This is a genomic window from Bradyrhizobium septentrionale, from assembly GCF_011516645.4.
Lineage (GTDB): Bacteria > Pseudomonadota > Alphaproteobacteria > Rhizobiales > Xanthobacteraceae > Bradyrhizobium > Bradyrhizobium septentrionale.
This window is the reverse complement of record NZ_CP088285.1, coordinates 8557473-8577362: the sequence shown is the minus strand read 5'-3', so window position 1 is coordinate 8577362 and position 19890 is coordinate 8557473. Positions and strand designations below refer to the sequence as shown.

General features: G+C 63.9%; 29 protein-coding genes and 1 tRNA gene. 13 read left to right on the top strand and 17 right to left on the bottom strand.

The window, feature by feature from the left end:
- Positions 1–12 precede the first annotated feature (12 nt).
- Genes HAP48_RS43205 through HAP48_RS43195 form a run of 3 tightly spaced genes read left to right on the top strand, consistent with a single transcriptional unit; the run spans position 13 to position 2563 of the window.
- Positions 13–678 carry a DUF4166 domain-containing protein gene (locus tag HAP48_RS43205; protein ID WP_166205818.1) on the top strand — a complete coding sequence of 222 codons (666 nt, stop codon included), beginning with the start codon at positions 13–15 and terminating at the stop codon, positions 676–678.
- Entirely contained in the window at positions 675–2111 is a 1437-nt protein-coding gene (locus HAP48_RS43200) for a TIGR01777 family oxidoreductase (RefSeq protein WP_166205817.1), read from the top strand. The genes HAP48_RS43205 and HAP48_RS43200 overlap by 4 nt, the downstream gene beginning before the upstream one ends.
- An 11-nt stretch (positions 2112–2122) precedes the next feature.
- Entirely contained in the window at positions 2123–2563 is a 441-nt protein-coding gene (locus HAP48_RS43195; protein ID WP_166205816.1) for a hypothetical protein, read from the top strand.
- Here HAP48_RS43195 and HAP48_RS43190 read toward each other — a convergent pair.
- Positions 2517–3374: a LysR family transcriptional regulator gene (locus tag HAP48_RS43190; RefSeq protein ID WP_175612268.1), complete on the bottom strand. Its 858-nt coding sequence runs from the start codon at positions 3372–3374 to the stop codon at positions 2517–2519. The genes HAP48_RS43195 and HAP48_RS43190 overlap by 47 nt on opposite strands.
- A 109-nt stretch (positions 3375–3483) precedes the next feature.
- Here HAP48_RS43190 and HAP48_RS43185 point away from each other — a divergent pair, with 109 nt between their 5' ends.
- Positions 3484–3912: a tautomerase family protein gene (locus tag HAP48_RS43185; RefSeq protein ID WP_166205815.1), complete on the top strand. Its 429-nt coding sequence runs from the start codon at positions 3484–3486 to the stop codon at positions 3910–3912.
- 27 nt (positions 3913–3939) lie between these two features.
- Here HAP48_RS43185 and HAP48_RS43180 read toward each other — a convergent pair whose 3' ends face one another.
- Together HAP48_RS43180 and lipB are read right to left on the bottom strand one after the other, a co-directional pair.
- Positions 3940–4602 (bottom strand): SGNH/GDSL hydrolase family protein, encoded by a 663-nt coding sequence (locus HAP48_RS43180; RefSeq protein ID WP_166205814.1) that lies wholly within the window; start codon positions 4600–4602, stop codon positions 3940–3942.
- 4 nt (positions 4603–4606) lie between these two features.
- Positions 4607–5338: a lipoyl(octanoyl) transferase LipB gene (lipB, locus tag HAP48_RS43175; protein WP_166205813.1), complete on the bottom strand. Its 732-nt coding sequence runs from the start codon at positions 5336–5338 to the stop codon at positions 4607–4609.
- Positions 5339–5398: 60 nt separating this feature from the next.
- Between lipB and HAP48_RS43170 the strand changes: the two genes are divergently transcribed.
- Complete coding sequence (locus tag HAP48_RS43170) at positions 5399–5644, top strand: FliM/FliN family flagellar motor switch protein (RefSeq protein WP_021080574.1); 246 nt, start codon at positions 5399–5401, stop codon at positions 5642–5644.
- A 92-nt stretch (positions 5645–5736) separates the two neighbouring features.
- Positions 5737–5821 (top strand) — tRNA-Leu (locus HAP48_RS43165).
- Between the two features lie 78 nt (positions 5822–5899).
- Here the strand turns inward: HAP48_RS43165 and HAP48_RS43160 are convergent.
- The 13 genes from HAP48_RS43160 to HAP48_RS43100 form a co-directional block, all read right to left on the bottom strand.
- Positions 5900–7024: a tyrosine-type recombinase/integrase gene (locus tag HAP48_RS43160; RefSeq protein ID WP_166205812.1), complete on the bottom strand. Its 1125-nt coding sequence runs from the start codon at positions 7022–7024 to the stop codon at positions 5900–5902.
- Between the two features lie 243 nt (positions 7025–7267).
- The gene (locus tag HAP48_RS43155) at positions 7268–7714 is read right to left on the bottom strand and encodes a hypothetical protein (RefSeq protein ID WP_166205811.1); all 447 of its coding nucleotides are present in this window, start codon (positions 7712–7714) and stop codon (positions 7268–7270) included.
- Positions 7714–8214, bottom strand: coding sequence for a twin-arginine translocation signal domain-containing protein (locus tag HAP48_RS43150; protein WP_166205810.1), 501 nt, complete (start codon positions 8212–8214; stop codon positions 7714–7716). The genes HAP48_RS43155 and HAP48_RS43150 overlap by 1 nt, the downstream gene beginning before the upstream one ends.
- Complete coding sequence (locus tag HAP48_RS43145) at positions 8211–8771, bottom strand: phiTE_072 family protein (RefSeq protein WP_166205809.1); 561 nt, start codon at positions 8769–8771, stop codon at positions 8211–8213. The genes HAP48_RS43150 and HAP48_RS43145 overlap by 4 nt, the downstream gene beginning before the upstream one ends.
- Positions 8772–8931: 160 nt before the next feature.
- Positions 8932–10149, bottom strand: a complete 1218-nt coding sequence (locus HAP48_RS43140) for a hypothetical protein (RefSeq protein WP_210292756.1) — start codon at positions 10147–10149, stop codon at positions 8932–8934.
- Positions 10150–10222: 73 nt separating this feature from the next.
- Entirely contained in the window at positions 10223–10531 is a 309-nt protein-coding gene (locus HAP48_RS43135; RefSeq protein WP_166205808.1) for a hypothetical protein, read from the bottom strand.
- Entirely contained in the window at positions 10528–10695 is a 168-nt protein-coding gene (locus HAP48_RS43130; RefSeq protein WP_166205807.1) for a hypothetical protein, read from the bottom strand. Before HAP48_RS43130 ends, HAP48_RS43135 begins: the two co-directional genes overlap by 4 nt.
- A complete protein-coding gene (locus tag HAP48_RS43125) occupies positions 10695–11090 on the bottom strand; it encodes a recombination protein NinB (RefSeq protein WP_166205806.1) in 396 nt (131 codons plus the stop codon). The genes HAP48_RS43130 and HAP48_RS43125 overlap by 1 nt, the downstream gene beginning before the upstream one ends.
- A 182-nt stretch (positions 11091–11272) precedes the next feature.
- Complete coding sequence (locus HAP48_RS43120) at positions 11273–11779, bottom strand: single-stranded DNA-binding protein (RefSeq protein WP_166205805.1); 507 nt, start codon at positions 11777–11779, stop codon at positions 11273–11275.
- A 61-nt stretch (positions 11780–11840) separates the two neighbouring features.
- Positions 11841–12815 (bottom strand): ParB N-terminal domain-containing protein, encoded by a 975-nt coding sequence (locus tag HAP48_RS43115; protein WP_166205804.1) that lies wholly within the window; start codon positions 12813–12815, stop codon positions 11841–11843.
- Between the two features lie 224 nt (positions 12816–13039).
- Positions 13040–14275 (bottom strand): hypothetical protein, encoded by a 1236-nt coding sequence (locus tag HAP48_RS43110; protein ID WP_166205803.1) that lies wholly within the window; start codon positions 14273–14275, stop codon positions 13040–13042.
- A gap of 47 nt (positions 14276–14322) precedes the next feature.
- Positions 14323–15336, bottom strand: a complete 1014-nt coding sequence (locus tag HAP48_RS43105; protein WP_166205802.1) for a YqaJ viral recombinase family protein — start codon at positions 15334–15336, stop codon at positions 14323–14325.
- 471 nt (positions 15337–15807) lie between these two features.
- On the bottom strand, positions 15808–16476 hold the full coding sequence (locus tag HAP48_RS43100; RefSeq protein WP_166205801.1) for a helix-turn-helix domain-containing protein: 669 nt from the start codon (positions 16474–16476) through the stop codon (positions 15808–15810).
- A 246-nt stretch (positions 16477–16722) separates the two neighbouring features.
- Here HAP48_RS43100 and HAP48_RS43095 point away from each other — a divergent pair, with 246 nt between their 5' ends.
- Positions 16723–17016 carry a hypothetical protein gene (locus tag HAP48_RS43095; RefSeq protein WP_166205800.1) on the top strand — a complete coding sequence of 98 codons (294 nt, stop codon included), beginning with the start codon at positions 16723–16725 and terminating at the stop codon, positions 17014–17016.
- Positions 17017–17024: 8 nt separating this feature from the next.
- Here HAP48_RS43095 and HAP48_RS43090 read toward each other — a convergent pair whose 3' ends face one another.
- Positions 17025–17252, bottom strand: a complete 228-nt coding sequence (locus HAP48_RS43090) for a hypothetical protein (RefSeq protein ID WP_166205799.1) — start codon at positions 17250–17252, stop codon at positions 17025–17027.
- 221 nt (positions 17253–17473) lie between these two features.
- On the opposite strand from HAP48_RS43090, the gene HAP48_RS43085 reads away from it, so the two are divergent.
- Genes HAP48_RS43085 through HAP48_RS43060 form a run of 6 tightly spaced genes read left to right on the top strand, consistent with a single transcriptional unit; the run spans position 17474 to position 19888 of the window.
- Positions 17474–17911, top strand: coding sequence for a hypothetical protein (locus HAP48_RS43085; protein ID WP_166205798.1), 438 nt, complete (start codon positions 17474–17476; stop codon positions 17909–17911).
- 11 nt (positions 17912–17922) lie between these two features.
- On the top strand, positions 17923–18483 hold the full coding sequence (locus HAP48_RS43080) for a GcrA family cell cycle regulator (RefSeq protein WP_166205797.1): 561 nt from the start codon (positions 17923–17925) through the stop codon (positions 18481–18483).
- Positions 18484–18522: 39 nt separating this feature from the next.
- Positions 18523–19059, top strand: a complete 537-nt coding sequence (locus tag HAP48_RS43075) for a crossover junction endodeoxyribonuclease RuvC (protein WP_166205796.1) — start codon at positions 18523–18525, stop codon at positions 19057–19059.
- A gap of 11 nt (positions 19060–19070) precedes the next feature.
- Positions 19071–19337, top strand: coding sequence for a hypothetical protein (locus tag HAP48_RS43070; protein WP_166205795.1), 267 nt, complete (start codon positions 19071–19073; stop codon positions 19335–19337).
- Entirely contained in the window at positions 19334–19672 is a 339-nt protein-coding gene (locus HAP48_RS43065) for a hypothetical protein (RefSeq protein WP_166205794.1), read from the top strand. Before HAP48_RS43070 ends, HAP48_RS43065 begins: the two co-directional genes overlap by 4 nt.
- A 30-nt stretch (positions 19673–19702) precedes the next feature.
- A complete protein-coding gene (locus HAP48_RS43060) occupies positions 19703–19888 on the top strand; it encodes a hypothetical protein (protein ID WP_166297200.1) in 186 nt (61 codons plus the stop codon).
- The last annotated feature ends 2 nt before the right edge of the window (positions 19889–19890 follow it).

Sequence of the window (19890 nt, the reverse complement as noted above, 5' to 3'; positions counted from 1 at the left end):
CGGGAGTGTGCGATGGCGTCAGCAAGGATATCCAGCCTCAAGACATCGCCGGTCCCGGATACAAAACTGCTCGACGACCATCGCTTCCGCGCATTGCTGCCGGATGAGGATTGGGGCCGCCTGCCGGTTGCGATCTGGCGGCGTTTTTCGAAACGGTTTGAGGATGGCAACACGGTCGTCTATGTCGGTGAGGTCGAAGAGGCTTCGAGCAGCCGTCCTGGCCGGTGGCTGGCGCAGGCCGCGCGCCTGATCGGCGGCCCGCTTCCGACCGGCACCGAGACCGGCGTGCCGATGATCGTCACCGTCACCGAGGACGCGGCGAGCGGCGGCCAGATCTGGACCCGCATCTGCGCGCGCCGCGACGGCTTCCCGCAGGTGATTCATTCCGCCAAGCGTTTTGCCGGGTCGACTGGGCTTGAGGAGTATGTCGGCTTCGGCGTCAGCATGGCGCTGCGGATCGCGGTCGAGCACGAGGCGCTGGTGTTTCACAGTGTCGGCTATTCGCTGCAGCTCGGCCCGTTTCGCCTGCAGCTGCCCGAATGGCTCACGCCCGGCGCTCTCACCGTGACCCATTCCGATCTCGGCTGCGGCGACTTCCGCTTCACGCTGGAGATCATCCACCCGCGTTTGGGCCGGCTGATCCGTCAGTCCGCCGTGTTCAGGGAGGCCTCGTCATGACGCCGCTGCTTTGGACGCTCGTCGCCATCCAGATCGCGATGGGGGCGTTCGACACCTTCTATCACCACGAATTCACCGAACGGCTGGCCTGGCGTCCATCGCAGCGCCATGAGCTGCAGCTGCACAGCGTGCGAAACATGCTCTACGCGCTGCTGTTCCTGGTGCTGGGCTGGCTCGAGGTGCACGGCATCTTCGCGATCGCCATTATGATGGTGCTGGTTGTCGAGGTCGTCATCACGCTGATGGATTTTGTCGAGGAGGATCTGAGCCGAAAGCTGCCGCCGAGCGAGCGGATCAATCATACGCTGCTCGCGATTAATTACGGCGCGATCCTTGTGCTGCTGGTGCCGGTCCTGATCGGCTGGGCGATGCTGCCGACGGCCGTCGCACCTGCCTCTGCGGGCCTCTTGAGTCTGTTCGCGACGGCCGCAGCCTTCGGCGCTGCGCTGTTCGGTGCGCGAGACTTCGCCGCAGCCAGACGCCTCGGACGGATGGCCAGCGTGCCGGCCACGACGCTGGTTGAGAAATTGCCGGCGCGGCAGACCGTGCTGGTCACCGGCGCGACCGGCTTCATCGGCAGCCGTCTGGTCGCAAGCCTCACCGCGTCAGGCCATCAGGTCATCGCGCTGATCCGCAATCCGGCGAAGGCCGAGATGCTGGCGCCGCCGGTGACGCTGATCACGAGCCTCGACCAGTTGCCCGCCGACTCAGGGATCGACGCCATCGTCAATCTCGCGGGCGAGCCGATCGGCAATGGCCTGTGGACCGAGGCCAAGCGGCGGACGATCCTTGCCTCGCGGATCGACATGACGGCGGAGGTCGTCAGGCTGATCGCGCGCCTTGAGCGCAAGCCGGCTGTGCTGGTGAGCGGCTCGGCGATCGGCTGGTACGGTCTTTGGCAGGACCAGGTGCTGACGGAGTCGGCGAAATCCCATGCCTGCTTCAGTCACGAATTGTGCGAGGCTTGGGAGAATGCCGCGAAGCCCGCTGCCGATCACGGCGTCCGCGTGGCCTATTTGCGGATCGGTCTCGTGGTCGGCACCGACGGCGGCTTCATCACGCGGATGCTGACGCCGTTCGAGTTCGGTCTCGGCGGCCCGCTCGGCTCGGGCAAGCAGTGGATGTCGTGGATCGAGCGCGACGATCTGGTGCGCCTGATCGCGCATGTGATCGCGAGGCCCGAACTGTCCGGTCCTGTCAACGCCACCGCACCGATCCCGGTAACCAACACGAAATTCACCGAGGAGCTGGGGCGCCGTCTGCACCGGCCCGCGATCTTCCGCGTGCCGGCCGCGCTGCTCCGCGCCGTCGGCGGCGATTTCGCCGATGAGCTGCTGCTCGGCGGCCAGCGCGTGCTGCCGAACAAGGCGTTGAGCAATGGCTTTGTGTTTCGGCACGAAACCCTGCGCAGCGCATTCGAGGCGATCCTGTAGAGGAGGGGCGTATGTCCAGCAGCTTCACTCGTGGAGTCAAGGGCTGGCTTGCGGGTTGCGCCACGACAACAGTGGTGATTTCTGTCGGCGTCAGCGCGCTATTGATTGCTTCGTACCCCAATCTATCCTCGGTTCTGGTCTGTTTCTGGGTGCTGGGCTGCTCGCCCTTGCTCTTCTTCGTGACCTGTCTGTTGACCGCCATGCCCGCCTCGATTGTCGGCTGGCTCAGTGAGAAGTTTCAGATTCGGGCTGTCGGCTTCTTCGCCTGCGCCGGTGCTGCGACCGGGGCGTTGATCATCACCCTGCTGGTGCCGCGTCCAGAGTTCTGGACATCCGGACTTGGTTACGTGATCGCCGCGGTCGGATTTGTTGCAGGTGTGGCCTACTGGCTCGTCGTGCGCGATGCTACGCCGCAGCCGCCACGCTCCGAAACGTCGCAGCCAGCGTCCTGAGTGCCGCCAGCTTGGCGGGATCGCCGACCTTCGAATGCAGCATCACCTTTGACGCACCTAGTCGTGGCAGCTTGTGCGTGGGGCCGATGTCGATCAGGCCCGGCGGCGCGATGCGGCGAACGAGCGGAGCGACCGCAAGGCCTGCCAGCGCGGCAGCCACCACCGCGGTGACACCGCCGCCGACGAAGCTTTCGGTCCACGCGATGCCGGCCTTGTCGAGTGCACGCACGGCGAGGGCACGCACTCCGCACGGCGGCGCGAGCGTTGCGAGCGGCAGGGCATCGCCTCGCGGCCATACGAAGCGCTTGGTGGCAAACCAGCCGAATTCGTCCTCGGTCAGTTTCTCGCCGCCGCGCCGGCTGCCTTCCTGGCGCACGATGACAGCATCGAGCTCGCCGGCATCGTAGGCGTCGAGCATCTCGCGCGAGAAGCCGATGTTCACGGCAAGCGCGAGCTGCGACGCCATTGCGTGCAGCCGCTCCAGGAGCGGCACCAGCTCGGGGCCTGCGGCGTGATCGCTGATCCCGAGCGTGAGTTGCTGCCGCGCCGGCCTCTCGCCGGACAGCGCGCGGTCATGCACCTCGATCAGCGCGCGGGCATGATGCAGGAACGCCGCGCCATCAGCGGTCAGCCGCACCGCGCGGGGCGAGCGTTCGACCAGCCGCTTGCCGAGCACGGTTTCGAGCCGCTGCAATTTCATGCTGATCGCCGCCTGCGTGGTGCCGAGCGCCTCGGCGGCGCGGGTGAAACCCTGCAATTCGGCGACCAGCAGGAAGGCCTGCACGGTATCGATATCGAGCGTCATGATCAACAATCGTTATCACTGCTATCCATATAGATAAGATACCAAGATGATGCGCGAAGGTCTAGCTAGAGGAGGCGCGATTGACCCGCGCCAACCGAATTCAAGGAGACCGATCATGCCGCTCATCACCGTCACCTACGCGACCTCCCGCCAGACGTCGTCGCTGAAGTCCGACATCGCCGCCGCCGTGTCCGACCTCACCGCTGACATCCTGCACAAGGATCCCAAGGTCACCGCCATCATCGTGAAGTCGGCCGCCGCCGCCGACTGGTTCGCGGGCGGCAAATCGCTCGCCGAGCAGGGGCTCGCGAGCTACTGGCTCGACATCCACGTCACCGAGGGCACCAACACCAAGGACGAGAAGGCGGCCTATCTCGCTGCGCTGTTCAAGCGGATGGGCGAGCTGCTCGGGCCGTTGCACACCGAGAGCTATGCCCATGTCGACGAGGTGAAGGGCGATGCCTACGGCTTCGGCGGCCTCACCCAGGAGCGCCGCTACATCGCCGGCAAGCTGGAGGTCGCGCCGCAGAAGGCGGCGGCATGATTGCCAGTTGTCCGGCTGGCGCGCGCCTCAAGGACACTGCCGGTTGATCGTGCTCTCGATCGTGCCGGTCCAGGCGGCATAGCCATCTGCGCTGAGATGGATGCCGTCCTCGACCTGGGGGCTCGCCTGCGTGCGCAGCGTGCCGACATCGATCAGCGGGATCGAACGATCATGGGCGGTCTGCCGTATCACCCGGTCGATGTCGGCGAAGCGTGACCGGTCGATGGCATTGGCCAGCACGCCCGACCCGGCAATCGGCGCCAGCGACACGACGAAGACCTTGGCGCCGAGTGCGCCGGCCCGCTGCACGATCTCCTGATAGGACTCGGCAAAGGGGCGCCGGTCGACCACGAGGCTGTCGTTGACGCCGACCGAGATCACGACAATGCCCGGGGAAAATTTGATGCGGTCGAACTCCTTGACCAGTTGAAGCACGCCGCTGGCGATCGCACCGGCATAACCCGCGTTGAAGACGGGTCGTCCGCAGATCGCAGGCGAAAAGTTGGCGTTTTCGACCAGGCTGTCGCCGACGAAAGCAACCGGTCTCTCGCTGCCATGACGCGTCATGAAATCCTGGACGCGCTGCAGTGTTGCGTCTTGTCGAAGCTTTTCGACCGGGGTGTCCAGCAGGCGATACACCAGGCTTGCGGAGGCCAGAACGATAAACCCGACCAGGAACCGCTTGCGCATCAGATCACAGCGCCGTCGCTTCCGGCAGGCGCGCCGCGGTGTCGCCGAACACCTCGGCGAAGGCCTGCAGGAGCGCGATGTCGACATCGGCCATCGTGACTGGCAGCCCGAGATCGACCAGCGAGGTGACGCCGTAGCGCGGATCGACCACGCCGCAGGGCACGATCGCCTGGAAGTGCGAGAGCTCGGGCTCGACATTGATCGCGATGCCGTGGAACGAGACCCAACGGCGCAGCCGGACGCCGATCGCTGCGATCTTGTCCTCAAAACCCGGTCCCTTGTCCGGGCGTCGCACCCAGACCCCGACGCGATCCTCGCGACGCTCGCCGCGGACGTTGAAGGCGGCCAGCGTGCGGATGATCCACTCCTCCAGCGAGGCGACATAGGCGCGCACATCCGGCCGGCGCCGCTTGAGGTCGAGCATCACATAGGCAACGCGCTGGCCTGGGCCGTGATAGGTGACCTGGCCGCCGCGGCCGCTCTGGAAGGTCGGAAAGCGCGGGGCGAGCAAATCGTCGGCCTTGCCGCTGGTGCCGGAGGTGTAGAGCGGCGGGTGCTCGAGCAGCCACACCAGCTCGGTTGCCTCGCCGGCCGCGATCGCCGCCACCCTTGCGTCCATCGCCGCGAGAGAATCGGGGTAGGGCACCGGACCGTCCGAAATCCGCCATTCGACCGCGCCGCCGCCCGAAGGGCGAGCAAAGGTCGTCAAATCGAGGCTTTGGCGGTCGTTAACCATTAGCTAACCCTAACGTGGTCAGGTGAACCCATAATTTAGTTCCCGTTCGGCGGTTCAGAAGTGCCCACCCTCGATAAAGTCAGCGTAGATCTCATGGTGGTCCTCGGCACGACCACCATGCCGATTCATCAGGTCATGCGGCTGTCCCGCGGCGCCATCATCGAACTGGATGCCACCGAGGCCGACGAGGTCAAGATCCTCGCCAACAACCTGCCGGTGGCCAGCGGCGTGGTGCTGGTCGACCGCAACCGGATTGCGGTCGAGGTCAAGCAAATGCTGCCGAAATCTCCCGGAGTTCGCAGTTAATTCTCGCATTTAGCGCCTTGTCCCTGCATGCATGATTTGTTACATCGCCCCGTCGATGCGGCGGCGCCTTAGGGTTCCATCCGACATCCTTAGCGCTCGTGGCGGAATTGGTAGACGCGCTGCCTTGAGGTGGCAGTGGGTAACACCGTGGGGGTTCGAGTCCCTCCGAGCGCACCACAACCCGAAATCCTCTTTGATATTATTGCACTTTTCGCTCTCATGCACCCACCAGATCGAGGGTGGGTGCATAGGTGTTCACGATCTGAGCGTGTCGCGGTTCGCCGCGGCCGTATTGTCGAGCATCCCCATCGCCCGCAGCGCCAGCCGCTTCCGGTCCGCCGCCTTGGTGTAGATCTCCGCTTCTTTGATGTCCTTCCAGCCGAAGATCGCCATCAGTTCGTGGGCGGTGGCGCCGTTGTCGGCCGCCCGGGTGGCGGCCGCCTTGCGGAGGCCGTGCGCCGACTTGTCCATGATGCCGGCCGCGACGCAGGCATCCTTGAAGGCATTGCCGAGGCTCTCCTTGACGTAGGCGTCGCCGGTCTCGGTGACGATGAAGGTTTCCCCGGTGGGGCCCGCCTCCAGCGTTTCAGCCAACGGAGGGAGCATGGGCAGGTGAACCGCCGTCTGGCGCTGGCTCTTCTCGGTCGACAGTGAGATGACCTTCTTGACGATCGGTTTCCTCTCGCCCGTGACCTCGTCCCGCACGATGGCCGGCTGGTCGTAAACGTGCTTGGGTCCGACCTCGGCGGCGTCGCCACGGCGTAGGCCGGTATACATATACACATCCAGCATAACCCGCTGCCGGGTGCCGCGCGGCCAGCGCTCCTCGTACTTCACGACGTCGGCCTCAGTCCACTCCTTGAAGCCGCCGGTCTTGGGGCGCTTCGGCAGCTCGGCGTCCTCGGCCGGATTGACCGCCACGATCTTCTGACGCTTCAGCCAGGCGAAGAACTGACGCATGGTCTGCTTGAAGTTCTTCGCTTGCGACGGCGTTGCGGCGCGCCGTTCGATGCCAGCCGCGATCGCATCGGCGTCGATGTCCTCCAGCGGGCTTGCCCCTCCGGTCTTGAGGACGTGCTTCATGATGTTGCTACGCTGGCGGCGGGTCGATTCGCTGATCTCGTTGTTCCACGCGCTCGACGCCTTGTAGAGCTGCCACGCCCACTCCAACGTTCCCTTGCTGGCCCGTGGCTTGCGCTTGACAGTGGCGCCGCCATTCACCGCCGCCCGGTATTCCTCGTCGAACTCCTTGGTGCCGTATTCGGCACGGATGGTGATCTTCGGCCCGCTGCGACCGACCTTCACAAACCAGTACGGCTTGCCGTGGCGGCTCTTGCCGCGCTGCAAATAAGGGGGACGGGGTCGGGGCATGTCCTCCATTAAAGCACCACTGGGGTGCGCTTCCGAGGAGGCTCCGGGGGTAGCTCTTCCGGTGTGGATGGCGGGGAAATCCGGACCCAGATCGTGCCATCAGGCTTGATTTCCACGGTTCCTGCGCCAGCGCGCTGCGCCGCGCGGATCGCACGGTAGGCGTCAGCCTCAGTGAAGCGGGCAGCACGGCGGCTCATGATCGGTCTCCTTGCCAGCAAGGGGCCCGCCTGCGAAGCGGGCCCCGGCCGGGGTCTATTTTACACTTACTGCAAGCTGCTCACGCAGCTTCTCGGTTTCTTGGTAGCGGCGATCGCACTCCTCTTCGAGGTCCGCGACCTGGCTGGCGTAGCGGGCGATCTCGGCCTTCGCCTCGCTCAAAGCCTCACCCGGCGTCAACGCACCGTCGCCGCGCTTCTGCACATAGAACAGGAACTTCTCGAAGGGCGGGTCGATGGCGTTGATGGCGATCTCGACGTAGTTCTTGGCGCCGCTCTCGCGGAACCACGTCGTCATCATGATCGCCATCCGCTTCACGACCTCGCCGCCCAGCTCCATGTTGAAGCCGCCATCATCGAGCCGCATGCTCCTCAGAGTGGGGTCGGTCAGGTCGGTGATGATCTTCTGGTACTTGGCGATGATCTCGCGCGCCAGATCGGGCGTGAAGTCGGCGTCGTCGTCGGGGATCTGCGGCAGGTCCATCAGGCGACCTCCTCTGGGATCTCGGTGCGGTTGCGGGTCTGACCGAACGTCCATGCCGTCAGATTGAGCTTGTGCTTCGCGGCCCACGCCTCGATCGCGGCGGTCACGACCTGGCCGAGCTCGTCCGACTGCTCCTTGGTGCAGTCGAAGAACTCGCCATCGCCGATGTCCTCCTCGTTGTTCTGGTAGAGCATCTCGATGACGTCGCTGCCGTAGACATGAAGGCTGAAGTCCTGCTGCTGGCACTCAGCCACAATGGCCTTCTCTCCGTAACCCTTGGCCGCCTTGATGGCCTCGGCCTCGGTATCGAACTCTTCGATGAAGGACTCGCCGTCGAGGCTGATCCACCAGCGCCACGGATAGGTCGCGTAGGGCGTCGCCGGGGCTACAGCGACCGCGGGCTCGACCAGCTCGCCCGCAACGACGGGGCCCGAGGAGGGCAGTGCGACGGCGGCGGCCGCAGCCGCGCCGACCTTGAACAGATCGCGGCGCGTTGTCATGCCATCACCTCGACCGGCTGCTCGACCACCGCCGCGACCGGCTTGGGCGTGATCGCCTTGACGAACTCCGGCCAGATCTTCTGCCAGAAGCCAACGCACTGAGGGTCAGGGCGGTTCTTGATGACGTCCTCGAAGTCGTGACGATAGGCCTCGCAGATCGCCTTGTCCGCATAGACGCGATCGACGAACACGTCGACGCTCTGATGGTTATCCATCCACTTCAGGTCGTCGATGGCGACCAAGGCGTCGCGAGCCTTGTCCTTGCTCAGCATCTTGCGGCGTTGCGCTTCGCGGACGTGCTTTCTCATGCCCTCGATGGTGCCGTTGAAATCAAACTGCTTGCTCTCGAGCCCACGCGTCTTTCCCATGAAGTAGTCGAACTCGAGGTCGAGCAGGAACTCCTTCAAGGTCTCGGGCCCCCGGTGAGGCCAGCAATATGCGTAGGTTCCGAACGACGAGTAGGCCATGAACATGCTCTTCTCCTCGTCGACATAGATGAAGGCCCATTCGCCGCGGTGCGCCTCGGGCCGGATGATGTAACGCTCGATCTCAGTCATACCCTCTCCATTTGTTGATGGGTGTCGACGCGGTACGCTGCGGCTTGACGCCCTCGAAGCCGCGGCTCTTCAGCCGCGACGGCTTGTCTTTCAGACCCAGGTGATACGCACGCTTCTTGTAGAGCGGCGCGCGCGGACAGCTTCTTGAGGATGCGGAGGTTCATCGGCCGGGCTCCGGATCAATGTAGCCGGTCTGCTCGAGGTGACCGGGACCGGTCCACTGGCGCTCCGGCTTTGGCTCGGCCCCGGCGTTCTTCACCGTCGCGATCGCGGCGTCAGCAAACTCCAGATTGAGCCGCTTCTCCTGCTTGCGCAGCTGGTCGAAGGTCGGCAGCACGTGATCAGCCGGGAAGTTCGGCTTGATCCAGCGGTTGGTCACCTCGACGATGGCGCGGGCGACGGCCACGCGCAGATCCGGATGTTGTGGCGTCCCTGCGAGCGCTGCATCGGCTGCTTCGAGATCGCGGTCGAAGCCGTTGGCCCAGCTGCCGTTGGGCATCACATTCTGCTTACGGACCACGAACAGGGCGAGCTTGGCGGCGCGAATTGCCGCCTGCAGGCCCGCGCGAAGCTCAGAGATGGTGCGCGCGGCGTCTGCGCCGGGTGTGGCCGGCGCCTTCGGCACGTTCTCCAGTGCCCGCTCCAGCAGGAGTCGGGCGTTGTGACCGGGTGACCGGGCAGGGCTCCCGTATTTCCGTTCGGCCAGCAGGTCGCAGGCTTCGACGATGCTATCGCGCAGCTTGCTCGTCCGCTGCGCCGCATCCATCAGCTCCGCGGACATATCGACGGTGACGACTGGCGCGGCTGGGGACGTTTTGTACTCTCTCCTTGCTTCGATCGCGATATTGATTGCGTCCTTGTGGGACGCTGACTTGATGATTTCCTGCAGAGCCGCCTGAGCCGTCCCAGCATCTGCCTCGACATGCTGGGGCAGTGGCGAGTGCTTCGGCTTGGTGGCCTGCTTCGCGCGGATCTGGTCGATCCGGGTCCAGACGCGCACCAGCTCGGTCTCGGCCGCCGGCATCATGTCAAGGTCGTGCGCGCAGGCGAGGGCCGCGAGCGTGACCATGACGCCGCCCATCTCCTGCTTGGGCTCCCCGACCGGGCGACCGAACACGTAGTCGACGAGCTGATGCGCCTCGCTCGCCGTGCAGCCGAGCGATTGGACGAGTTCCAGCGACTCTTCGAGGAAGCGGTGATTGCGCTCGATGCCGTCGCGACAGACGTCGATGGAGAAGCACGCCTTCATCCATTCCGCGACGCGACCCTGAAAAGTCACGGGCAGGGCCTCCAGCGCCTCGCGCGCGAGGCGGCCGTATCGGCCGTTGGTGTCGAGCTGTTCGATCTGTTGCAGTCGCTCGGTTGCGATGATGCTCATTTGCCAAATCCCAAGTAGAAAAAGACGCTGACGACCGAGAGGGCCATCAGGACAACGACGATCTGTTCAACGCTCACTTCGATCTCCTCTCTTCCCTGACCTGCAGGCCGCCGGAGACGAACGCCATGAAGCCGCCCTCGTAGAGGTACTGGCCCATGCTCCGCGCAAACCTGAATGCGATGTACTTCGCCGCCGACGGCGAGGCCGCCTGCACGCGGAAGCAGTCTCCGCCGCTCTTGACCTCGTACTGGCGGACCGCGAGCGATGGCTGCCGGTTGCGCTGGCCCGCGCGCTTTGGCGCGGGCTGCTTCTCGGCCGGCACGTCGATGACGCGATCCTCGACATCCGGCAGGTCGAACATCTTCAGCTGCTCGGGCTTCATCGGACCTCCATAGTGTCGGCCGCCGCAAGAGCTGCTCTAGCTTCTTCGCGAAAGGATGCCTTCAGGCTTTCCGGAATGGCCTTCCACTCACGGCCGCGACCAGACCGATCGCAGACGAGCTTGTGAATGGCTTGAGCGGCCAATTCCACACGCATGTCAAACATCAACTGATCTCCTTGAAGGTGACGCCGTTCTGCACGCCCCACGCCTCGATGCAGGACAGAAGTTCGCCCATATCTCGAGACTTCATCTTCGAGGACCGACCCTCGTAGGGCAGGAAGGTCGAGCCATCGAGCGATGGCATCATCTCCACCTCCTGGCCGCAGGCGTGCATGAAGAGAATTTTCCACTGCTCGGGCGCGTAGAACTTGGCGTTGCCGTTCATGTCGACGTGCGGCACCTGCTTGGACACCTCGCCGAGCATCGCCCACATCTTCTTGCGCTGGGCGTCGGAGGCGAGATCGACATGCATCTCGATCAGGGTGCCCGGCTTGGCGCCCATCACCATGCGGCACAGGAAGATGCGATCCTCCTCGTTGGCGATCACGATCCCGCTCATGCTCCCACCGGGGTCCTTCCGATCACTTCGAGCAGGTAGTCAATTCGGCAGAGAAGGGCCACGTCCGTCGCGTCGCGCTGGCGGGCTGAGCGCAGCAAACCTTCTCGCGTGCAGGTCAGACTGATCCGCAGCGCCGCGGACTCCGTGTAGGACCCCGCCTGCGAAGCGGGGTTTGCTGAGTCCTAGAACGGAATATCGTCGTCCATGTTGTCGAACCGCGAGCTCTGGCCGCCGTTGTCCTGGCCGCCGCGACGCGGCGCGGCGCCACCGACACCACCACCGTAGTTGCCGCCACCGGAGCCGCGGTCATCTCCGCCGCCACCACCACGGCCACCGCCACCATCCGAGAGCATGGTCATCGTCGAGTTGAAGCCCTGCAGCACGACCTCGGTCGAATACTTCTCGACGCCGCTCTGGTCGGTCCACTTGCGCGTTTGCAGCTGGCCCTCGATGTAGACCTTGGCGCCCTTCTTGAGATACTGCTCGGCGACCTTGGCGAGGCCCTCGTTAAAAATTACAACGCGGTGCCACTCGGTCTTTTCGCGACGCTCGCCGGTGCCCTTGTCGCGCCAACTCTCGCTCGTCGCGATCGACAGGTTCGCAATCGGCCTGCCATCCTGGGTGCGGCGCACCTCGGGGTCCTTCCCGAGATTGCCGACCAAAATTACCTTATTCACTGATCCAGCCACGTAGATGGTCTCCTTGATGGTGCTGGGCGCGGCCTGCGAAGCCCCGCCATAGGGTAGATTGTCAGCGCGACGACCACGCCGGAGCTGGCAGCGCCGACTTGGTCTGGGTGATCTCTTGCAGGCGCTTCTGGAAGATGGCCTTGAGGCGCATGTAGGCGGGGCTGCGATCCCGTTCGGTCATGTTGCGGCCGACTAGCCACTGCAGGTAATCGCCGCTCGCCGAGACCGACATCAAACACTGCTTGAACTCGTTCTGGTTCAGCACCACGACGCGCTTGTTGCCCATCCGGTCGCGGTCGATAACGAGGCGACGGTACAGCCACATGCAAAGCGAAAGGTTCAGGGCGCCCCACAGCCGGTAATATTCAGGGTCTCGTCCCCATGCCTGATGGGCGTTGCCGAGGAATTGGATCAACTGCCGAGCGCTGGTTTCGTCCGTGGTCTTGGCGAGCGACGAGACTGACTGACCAGCCATCGTTGATGTCGGCGTCTCACCGGCCGACCCGGCCCAACAGCGGAGGATGACGGACATGCCCACAATCGGCGCCCCGGTCGAGGCGCGCCGGATCTGGTCATAGCCGACGAAAGGACAATGCTTGCGGATAAGCTGCAGCGAGATGGTCGCGTCCTCCATGCCGCGCAGTAGGTCGTCCGGTCGCATCCGAACCAATGACGAGTTCAGCTTAACGAACTCGTTCGCCATCTCGGCGAAGTCCTCGAAGGTGACGACGCGAACGTCGACCAGCGCCTCCTCGATGCCGGAGATTTTAAAGCCCTCGATGCGGTGCTGGCCGTCAACGATGTAGTAGGCGAGGTCTCCCCTGACCTGGCCCAGCGTGATGACGCCCTCGATGGCTTCGTTTTCCCGTGTCGACTGCGCGGCCTCCTGCACCTTCGCATTGACCCGCACCGGACGCTGGAACGGCGGGACCTTCCACTGCTGGACGCCGGCGATGGAGATGATCCGTGTCCCCATGCTGGAGCGAGAGTTTTTCGGGGCCTCTTTGGTCCCCTTCAAGTTGATGATCGTCGCCATGCTGGTTCCCCGACTAAAATCCATGCGGGCCTGCGAAGCCCGGCGATTGAGATGTCCGTGGGCGAGAAGTGCGGCTTCCCGCCCACGGTAGTTTGCGCGCGTTGGTCACCTTGACCGGCCCGTGGTCCGACCCACGCAGAGAGACTGACGAACCCCGGAGGTGCCTTCCCGTTTACGGAGCCGCACGCAGTGCCCCTCTTGGGAGTTTGGCTCTGCTCCCTGCGCTACCCCTTCTTGATCCGGGCGACGGTGTCCTTCATCAGGCCTTCCAGCTTGGTGAGGGTGTCCGGCTTGACGCCGGCCTTCGCACGCATCGACTTTTCGCGAGCCCAGCGGGCGCGCACTTCCTCGACGTTGTTCGCCTCAGCGAACCACGCCACCGCATAGTCGCTGTACTCGGCCTCGGTGGCCGGGCCTTCCGGCTCGGAATTGGCGGAGGACGCCGCGGTTTCGGACGCTGCCGCGCCGTCCTCCGTCGCAGATGCCGATGGCTGGGGGCCATCCTCGGCGGTCTGCGAACCCTGCGCGGGCTGATCGCCCTGCGCGCTGTTGTTGGTGCTGGCGACCCCGTCGGTGACCTCGCCGGTCTTGGGGTCGACGGTCTCCGCGTTGCCGTCCGCCTTGTTGGCGTCGCTCGCGAACTGCGACAGCTTGCCGTCGCCATCGGCCTTCTGGTCATCCTTCTTCGGCCAGGTTTCGTCCGCCGTCGCCATGCCGTCGTTGACGGCCTGAATTTCGGCGATGGTGCGCGCGACATCGGTGGCAAGCCAATCCTTCAACGGTCGACCGCGTACAGCCTCGACGCGATGGAGGTCGACCTCCATCTCGTCCAATCGGATCTGGACCCGGGTCTTGTACTTCTCGATCTGCTTGCCGACGGTCTCGACGACCGACATCTTCGCCTCTTGCCACGCGAAGGTGGTGAAGGTGTCGAGCGCGTTGGTCACGACGTTGCGGATCGCCTTCGATGTGCCGATCTGGTACGCGATGTCCTCGGCGCGCCCCGCATCGCCGCGCACGGTGGCCTGGGTCTTGCGTTGCTGCAGCGGCCGCGTCAGCGAGTAGCCGGTCTCCAAGTCCATGAAGCGCGCGTGGAACACCCAGTGGGTGCCGATGTCGACCGAGCGGCAATCGACATCGCAGTTGCCGAACAAACGCGCGACCGCGTTGGCGCACTTGATCGTCGGGCCTTCGATGTATTCCGTCTTGCCCTTATTTTTCACGGGAAAGCGGTAGTAGAAATATTCACCCGCAGCCGCCGCCAGCTCCTTGATCTTGCGCAGCACGTCCGGCTCGTGGCGACGGACGGCCACCTGTTGGGCGCCGTGAACGCGATCCACCGGGGGCAGGAAGCTCTGCGGCTGGGTCGCAGGAAGGTTGGACGGGGCAGGGCCGGCAACACCGGCAAACGCCTCCAGCGTGCGCACCCGGATATCGTCATTGTCGATGATCGTCGTCATGTGGATGGTCTCCGAATAGTGGGAATGGGAGGGGAGGAAGGCGCTCGTCAGAGCGCCTTGACTTCGCGCAGGCTGCGGAAGGAGTAGGGTGCGACGACCTTCTCCTTGACGTTGGTGACCTTGGCCGAGAGCCTGCGTCCGCCTGCGATGACTGCGAACGACGCATCGCCAATCTTGTGCATGATCGTCGTGGTGATCTCGTCGCGACGATCCTCGCGTTCCTTGATCTGGCGGCCGAGCTCGAGGCGCTCGTCAACCATCTCGGGAATCTCGTTGTCGCCGGAGAGGTCGATCGTGGTGCCGTCCGCGACAGGGTACAGCTTGCGCACCACGTCGTGGTCGCGGCTCGGGTCCAGCGCCGGCTGCTGGCCGTTGGCGATCATCTCCCAGAAGCTCTTGACGGTGGCGAGCGCCCGCTGTTCAGCGCCTTCGTGGCGCTGCACCGGGATCATGTGCAGGTCGGCGGTGAAGTCGCCGACCACAAGCGCGGCCAGGACCGGATGGATTTCGATCTGGAAGCGCGCCTCGGCGAGCATGGTCTCGGTCAACGTCTGCAGCTGATAGCCGAGCGGCACCTCGGGGGTGCCGCGATGCTTATCGCCGCCGAGCCAGTCGTTGATGAACGTCGGCCGGGCAACGACCTTGCCCTGAATGAGCACGAGGCCCTTGCGTTCGGGGTCCACTGCCAGTGCATCCGGTGTCGCTCCAACGCGCAGCGACGGCGAGCGCAGATAGACCTTGGCAGGACGCAGCTGCCAGCTGGGCTCGCGGTCCTCGATGGCGCGCCAGATCGCGGGCTCGAGCCAGCGGCCGCGCTGCAGGATGGGGCTATCCGCCTGCGGCTGGGTCTTGCCGGTCTTTTCGGCCCAGACTGCGAGCGCCGAGCGGTAGCCGACGCCGCAGATCGACGCGATGTCGGAGGCGGTGATGTCGCGGGTCCGCATGGCGAGCCACGACGCGCGGTCGGTGACGGGGTGGCTATCGACGGCGCCGAGCTGGATCTTGTCGACGACGGCTTGGGCGAACGCGCCCACGGGTTGGAACGTGTCGGTGTCGGTCACGATTGGGTGCTCCCACCCGGTCCCTCGAGTGTCAGTCCGCGTGCACCTGCGAAGTGCGGCGCGGCCTGACAGTCACCCTCGGAACCGGGCTTGTTGACGATGGATGGTGGGTTGGTCTCCCGGTGTGCATCCGATATTGCACCGGAAAGGTGCATCGTCAAGGGTGCAAATGCACCGAATCGAAAAAATCTGGTGCATTTCGTCTACGCGCGCTGGCACGCATTGCACAACATTAAATTCTCAGTCTTTAGAAATGCTCTCAAATCAGAAACAAAACGGGGGCCCTATAGGGGCCCCCTTGTTCTGAGTTCTTGGATATACTTGATCTAAGAATCTTAGTTATTGGATATATTGCAAGCCGTGTGCCAGTTGGGCGATGTCCCCTTTGTCCCGACCATGACGAAGCCCTGACTGCACCGCGCGTGGGCGTCATCCGTAGTAATCCGGAATTGTGTGGCGAATCGCCGCGCCCTATCTCGGAGGCAGGTCCTGCCCCGGTCTCTCGAAGCCCAGCACCAACGCAACTGATTTGACGTGCGCGTCGTAGATCGGCGGCGCGTGGTCGGTTTCGAGGTGGTGCAGACCGTTCGCAGCAGGCACGATTCGGCGCACCCAGACGGTGCCGTCGGTCAGGCGGCAGACGAATCGTTCGTTGTTGGCCTGCAGCGCGATGATGTCATCGGTGATCGGCTCGGCCTGGGTGTCGTCGTAGAGGAGGAGCCAGCCATCGAGCAGCATGGTCCTGTCGCGCACCTCGATCGCAACCGTGCCGGTCGGCCTGTTGGTCAGACCTACGCGGTAAAGCGGCTCCTGCTGGAGCTCGATTTGCCGGCGCTCGTCGATCACCCCCATCACCGGGATGGGCCTCGCGGCCCACGGGTAGGCGTCCTCGTCGTCTGAATAGGCGATCAGGGCGCCGGGAATACCGCCAAGCACCGAACCGATTCGCATTGCCCAGTCCGGGGTAAGAACCTGATTGAGCTCCTCGAGTCGCTGGATGGTCTGGTGGGTGGTGCCGAGGAGAGTCGCAACCTCCTTCAGCGTCAATCCCTTGCGCTGTCTGTAGTAGCGAATCGAGTTTTCCGGCGGCGGGTTCTTCAGGCGACTGCTGCCTGTCCGCCTGCGGCCGTCCGCAATCATGTCCATCTCTGTACTAGTCAAAGTTTCGCTCAACCGGGAGTGAACCGTCGTAACAGAGTCGCCCGGGCAGGGGACTATTCCGTGCGCTTGAAGTATTTTTTGAGTCACGCTGTTCGGTACCAAACGTACTGCCATGTGTCATTTCACCGAAAAGGTGTAGGGAGCCGCGTGTGACGTCTTGACCAGTGCACCTATCTGGTGCACTTGTCGGTGACGGACGCGCCCACCTCCATCACCGGAAAGCCAATGACGCTCGCAGAATACTACGCGGTTGCGTATCCCGACGTTTCGCCGTCGGGTGCCGACCAGCAGTTCGCCGACAAGATCGGCGTCGCGCGCTGGTCCGTCACCAGATACCGAAAATTCCTGCACTACCCGACGCCCACCGTCTGGGCGCGCATCAAGCACGCCACCAAGGGTCTCGTGACCGCGGACGATCATCTGCCCGCGATCGCCAAGACCCAGCCCGCCATGGCCGCACGCTCCAAGCCCGCTCAAAAGCGAGGCAAGGCTGCGGTTAAAAAACGGGCAAAGCGCTGATGGGCAGGCTACAGCGACAGCAGATCGTGCAGTGCCTGCGTGGGGTACTCGTTGAGTGCCTTCATCGCGAGGTTGATGCAGTGGACCATGCCCACTGCGTTCAACACGCTTTTCACAAGCGTGCCGTTCCGGGTGCGGAACGTGAACTCGAAGCGGTCGGCGTCGATGTATTTCACCTCGATCGGCTGAAGCAGATCCTTGTCGAGGGTACGCACTTCCAAAGCATCTGTAACCATTCTCGGCTCTTTCGGCCTTCTCGCCAGTTGCGGCAATTCTATGACTGGTTGCGCTGTTCCAGCGCAAGCATTTCCTTAGAACTTGGGTCATGCAAAAACTCTCGTACTCAAAAAAAGGTGCGGGCGTCACAGGCCTATAGTTTTAGTCTTAATGATCTAAACGACGGTCGCAGCGATCTAAACGATCGTGGTGGCGCGTACTCGCTTCAGCAGGTGCGCGCATGAGTAACCTAACCATTGCGCTGGTTGATTCGAGCGCCGTCAAGTCCTTGCGCACAGAAAAGCCGTCCTCCCGCTCGGAAAAAACGTCCGAGATCGCCGCGCATCTCGCGAAGCGCGCAAGCGAGCCATGCCCTGCGGGGGACTACGTCAAGGCAGCAATCACACGAACATCAGAACGCACGGGCATCGCTTACGGGCGAGCGAGGGACATTTGGTATGGGGAAGCACGAAGAATTGATGCATGGGAAATGGACGTGCTGCGGGAAGCAGCCGACGCCGCCGAGTGGCGCATCGCCCTCGACGGGGTCGCGATGGCACGCCGAAAGCTGGAGGGCTCTTCCGCGCCGCATTGCCGTGAAGCTCTTGCTTCGCTTGACGAAGTGCTTCGCATCCTGGGCGGCGACGCTGGCGGCGCGCAGACGACCAGCGAAGTCTGAGGAGACCAATCGTGGGTGATTGGTCCGACACCATGATCGAGAAGCTCCGCCACTACGTGATGGTGGAGAAGATGTCCGCCGGCGAGGCGGAGGCTGCGATGAAGGCGGATGGCTACACGCTGTCGCGCAACGCCGTCATCGGCAAGGTGCACAGGCTGGGGCTTTCGTTCTGGCGCAAGCCCTCCAACGTCGCCAAGGCGCGCAGGCCGAGTCCGGCTACGCCGGGTGCAGTCAATACCGCGCCAAGGGTCGCCAAGGTCATCGCCGCACGCAAGGGCTCCACGCCGGAGCCTGCGATTATAGTCAACAAGAAATCCGCCGTGCCCGTCACGGAGCGCGCGGTCGACGCCGAAAGCGGCGAGCCGCGTTCGCCGACGCTGCTCGAGCTGCGCAACGACCAATGTCATTGGCCGCTCGGCAATTTTCACGACACGCCCCCGTATTTCTACTGCGGCGCGCCGGTAGTTGGAGAAGGCTGTTCGTGGTGTTCGCAGCACCACCGGATCGCCCACGACAGAACGATCAGATTTTCCAAGGGGACCAGTCATGCCGCCGTTGGTGTTGAAGCGTGAGTATCAGTCGCATACCGCACTTCGTTCCGACGGTGTGCGATGACGACCAAGCCGTCCATCCTGACATTCGACCCGTCGCGTAAGCTCGGCTACGGCGCGGGCCCCATTGGGGGCACGCCCGAACTCGGCACGGTCACGCTCGGCAACGACAACACCCCGGACATCGAGGTGTACGGCCGGTGCGCGCGCGCGGTCGACGATCTGATCGTGAAGCATCAGCCTGCGCTGATCGTGGTCGAGCAGCCCTTCTACATCAAGGGCGAGAGCAACTACGGCACCACGCAGCTCTTGCATGGATTGTATGGATGCATCTGCGGCATGGCACGCAGTCGCAACGTGCAATGCTGGTCGGTCGCGGTCCAGACGTGGCGCGCGATGGCGCTCGGCACCGCCAAGTTTCACGGCCGCGACGGGGCCAAGCAGGCGATGCTTGCCTACTGCAAGAACGTCGGCTGGGTCGCCGTCGACGACAACGCCGCCGATGCTGGCGGCATGTGGATCTGGGGCTGCTCGACCTTCGCGCCCTACGGCCAGGTCCCACGCGATGCGTTCACCGCGGGGGTCCTCGCATGGTGAGTACCCACTCAGTGAACTTCGACAGCGCGACCCGGCAGAAGGTCGTCCCGCATACCTCGCAGGGTCTCTGGGAGATTGCCTACAACGATTTCGTCTACGCGGAGACCATGCTGCATGCGACGCGCACCAATCCCGACGCGACGCCGGCCGACATCGCGCGGCGCGAGAGCGACGTGCGCGCGCGCAAGGCGATCTGCAACGCGCTGAATTTCCTGATCACCAACAAGGAGGACGTGGACGCCGTCATCGACGCGAAAACGCGGAAGAAAGCGCCATGACATCGGAGGCGCCAATCAAGTGGGGTGACGCAGGCTGGGTCATCCATATCGAGCCGGGACAGGAACTCGTTTGCGGCCGCGTGTTCGATGAACTTCGCGGTTACTGCGTGGTCCTAAAGTTTTCGACCTCGCGGAAGTGGAATGCCCTGACGACAGACGCGGCGCGCTCCATCGCCAAGGCATTCCGTGCAGATGGCAAGGGCAGCGACGACGCCCTCGCCATGGCGGGGTTGATCGAGGAGCAGATCGAGTTCTGCGAACGACTGAACGCCGGGTGGGAGGCCTTGGGGCGTCCATCCGGTGGATACGACGGCCAGGTGTCCGGACACGCCTGATCGAGCATCACAAGGAGCGGGGGCTTGGGAATGTGCAGGAAGGTCGCGCCGGACGAGGCGCGGAAATCGACGTTGACGGTGCGAGTTACGCCGAACGTCTCGGTTGATTTGAGGGCAGAGGCAAAGAGGCGCGGTGTCGAATACGACGAGTTCGCGGCCTCCATCCTCGACGCTGTTGCGAACCACGGCCTTTACGCTGCCGTACTGGATATTTGAGA

Excerpts from the sequence above, each read along its gene's own strand:
- HAP48_RS43205 (WP_166205818.1), top strand. The coding sequence starts at position 13 with ATGGCGTCAGCAAGGATATCCAGCCTCAAGACATCGCCGGTCCCGGAT.
- HAP48_RS43200 (WP_166205817.1), top strand. The coding sequence starts at position 675 with ATGACGCCGCTGCTTTGGACGCTCGTCGCCATCCAGATCGCGATGGGG.
- HAP48_RS43195 (WP_166205816.1), top strand. The coding sequence starts at position 2,123 with ATGTCCAGCAGCTTCACTCGTGGAGTCAAGGGCTGGCTTGCGGGTTGC.
- HAP48_RS43185 (WP_166205815.1), top strand. The coding sequence starts at position 3,484 with ATGCCGCTCATCACCGTCACCTACGCGACCTCCCGCCAGACGTCGTCG.
- HAP48_RS43180 (WP_166205814.1), bottom strand. The coding sequence starts at position 4,602 with ATGCGCAAGCGGTTCCTGGTCGGGTTTATCGTTCTGGCCTCCGCAAGC.
- lipB (WP_166205813.1), bottom strand. The coding sequence starts at position 5,338 with ATGGTTAACGACCGCCAAAGCCTCGATTTGACGACCTTTGCTCGCCCT.
- HAP48_RS43160 (WP_166205812.1), bottom strand. The coding sequence starts at position 7,024 with ATGGAGGACATGCCCCGACCCCGTCCCCCTTATTTGCAGCGCGGCAAG.
- HAP48_RS43155 (WP_166205811.1), bottom strand. The coding sequence starts at position 7,714 with ATGGACCTGCCGCAGATCCCCGACGACGACGCCGACTTCACGCCCGAT.
- HAP48_RS43150 (WP_166205810.1), bottom strand. The coding sequence starts at position 8,214 with ATGACAACGCGCCGCGATCTGTTCAAGGTCGGCGCGGCTGCGGCCGCC.
- HAP48_RS43145 (WP_166205809.1), bottom strand. The coding sequence starts at position 8,771 with ATGACTGAGATCGAGCGTTACATCATCCGGCCCGAGGCGCACCGCGGC.
- HAP48_RS43140 (WP_210292756.1), bottom strand. The coding sequence starts at position 10,149 with ATGAGCATCATCGCAACCGAGCGACTGCAACAGATCGAACAGCTCGAC.
- HAP48_RS43135 (WP_166205808.1), bottom strand. The coding sequence starts at position 10,531 with ATGAAGCCCGAGCAGCTGAAGATGTTCGACCTGCCGGATGTCGAGGAT.
- HAP48_RS43130 (WP_166205807.1), bottom strand. The coding sequence starts at position 10,695 with ATGTTTGACATGCGTGTGGAATTGGCCGCTCAAGCCATTCACAAGCTC.
- HAP48_RS43125 (WP_166205806.1), bottom strand. The coding sequence starts at position 11,090 with ATGAGCGGGATCGTGATCGCCAACGAGGAGGATCGCATCTTCCTGTGC.
- HAP48_RS43115 (WP_166205804.1), bottom strand. The coding sequence starts at position 12,815 with ATGGCGACGATCATCAACTTGAAGGGGACCAAAGAGGCCCCGAAAAAC.
- HAP48_RS43110 (WP_166205803.1), bottom strand. The coding sequence starts at position 14,275 with ATGACGACGATCATCGACAATGACGATATCCGGGTGCGCACGCTGGAG.
- HAP48_RS43100 (WP_166205801.1), bottom strand. The coding sequence starts at position 16,476 with ATGATTGCGGACGGCCGCAGGCGGACAGGCAGCAGTCGCCTGAAGAAC.
- HAP48_RS43095 (WP_166205800.1), top strand. The coding sequence starts at position 16,723 with ATGACGCTCGCAGAATACTACGCGGTTGCGTATCCCGACGTTTCGCCG.
- HAP48_RS43090 (WP_166205799.1), bottom strand. The coding sequence starts at position 17,252 with ATGGTTACAGATGCTTTGGAAGTGCGTACCCTCGACAAGGATCTGCTT.
- HAP48_RS43085 (WP_166205798.1), top strand. The coding sequence starts at position 17,474 with ATGAGTAACCTAACCATTGCGCTGGTTGATTCGAGCGCCGTCAAGTCC.
- HAP48_RS43075 (WP_166205796.1), top strand. The coding sequence starts at position 18,523 with ATGACGACCAAGCCGTCCATCCTGACATTCGACCCGTCGCGTAAGCTC.
- HAP48_RS43065 (WP_166205794.1), top strand. The coding sequence starts at position 19,334 with ATGACATCGGAGGCGCCAATCAAGTGGGGTGACGCAGGCTGGGTCATC.
- HAP48_RS43060 (WP_166297200.1), top strand. The coding sequence starts at position 19,703 with ATGTGCAGGAAGGTCGCGCCGGACGAGGCGCGGAAATCGACGTTGACG.